General features: G+C 43.9%; 1 protein-coding gene and 1 pseudogene. One reads left to right on the top strand and one right to left on the bottom strand.

The genetic code is table 11. The annotated features are described in order from the left end of the window. The first annotated feature begins 302 nt into the window (after positions 1 to 302). A complete protein-coding gene (locus QZ506_RS08755; RefSeq protein ID WP_291970442.1) occupies positions 303 to 1,001 on the top strand; it encodes a hypothetical protein in 699 nt (232 codons plus the stop codon). A 69-nt stretch (positions 1,002 to 1,070) separates the two neighbouring features. Here QZ506_RS08755 and QZ506_RS08750 read toward each other — a convergent pair. After that, positions 1,071 to 1,233 (bottom strand): annotated as a pseudogene (locus QZ506_RS08750) (IS481 family transposase); the annotation flags it as partial.

Genomic DNA, 1,233 nt, shown 5'->3' with positions numbered 1-1,233 from the left:
CCATGCCAGTTTTGGTTGAAAATGCTTGTCATCTCAGGTGTACACTTTTCTCATGAGGCCTAACTGCATGATTTTACGTTGCGAGGATCCGTCGTTTCGCTGGGCTGCCAGCATAAAATCTATTTATTCAACAAAGCCGCTTATAGCCTCAACTCCCTCTGGTGATTGGGGTTTTTTACGTATTGAAAACAGAGTTAACAATCAAGACGATATGGAATCCAAATTATTGTATTAGTAGATATCGCATGAATATTAACTCAACTAATTATTCGCCAATCATACGCCCTTTGCCCGGTAGCCTTGTGCCTAATCGTCTTTCTGGGGAGTTAGGGAGTGCCAGAAATGAGTCGGTGTTTTTTGATTGTTTGTCGGATATCAGGCGAACGCTTGTTCCGATGCTTAAAAACATAGTTAGATTTTGTCAAGCGCTTTCTAACGAGCTGGTTACACTGGTATCATGTCAAGAAAATGCCAAAAAAGGCACATCAGAGCTAGATATTAGTAACACCGGATTAATGACAAAAAAACTGCAGACAGCAAACGTCCTCCGCTATGTTGACCAGCTGGTCAAAGAGACCAATATAGGATGGTATGAAATAAATCAAGATAACCATGAGCGCTTGTGTGACCAGGAAGCACGGCGCAATTTTAACCGCATGGTGCTGACGATAGTGCTTGAAGGTCTGTCGTTCGAGGCTTGTACCCGAATGACAGAGCATCTGGAAGGGGAACATGGCCAACATCTACGAGGCGTGCTGGATTTTGCTGCAGAGCAAGTAGGACAGGCAGAGGAAGATCCGCTAAAAGTCTCCACAGTCTACAACTACTCGATATTCATTGAGGATTTAATCATAACCCTGCATGAAAGGCTAGGGCACTACGACGTTCGAGTTGAGCCCGGCATCAATATCCAAAGATACAGTGAACTGACATCGCTGGATATCAAGACGCTGTCTGGTGTTGGTATCAGTGTGGAAACGTTGACAGCGAATTCTTACTGAATAAAATAATTTATACTAGCTCAGACCTGATCTGACAGTTACCGATTATTTATACAGGTGTCTGTCAGATTACATCTGGTTCAGATTCTTTTCTGCCCAGATCCGTTTTCCATCAAGTAAAGTGGCCATCGGCGTACGCCCGCAGCACATTTTTCCCTGATGAGTTCGCTCATTATTGTAATGCCACAACCAGTTGTCCAGATCTACCTGCAGGCTTTCCAGGTCTCCATAT

The organism is Candidatus Symbiopectobacterium sp. (assembly GCF_020054415.1).
Taxonomy (GTDB): Bacteria; Pseudomonadota; Gammaproteobacteria; order Enterobacterales; family Enterobacteriaceae; genus Symbiopectobacterium.
The sequence above is the reverse complement of the archived record's forward strand: the minus strand, read 5'-3'. Positions and strand labels throughout refer to the sequence as shown.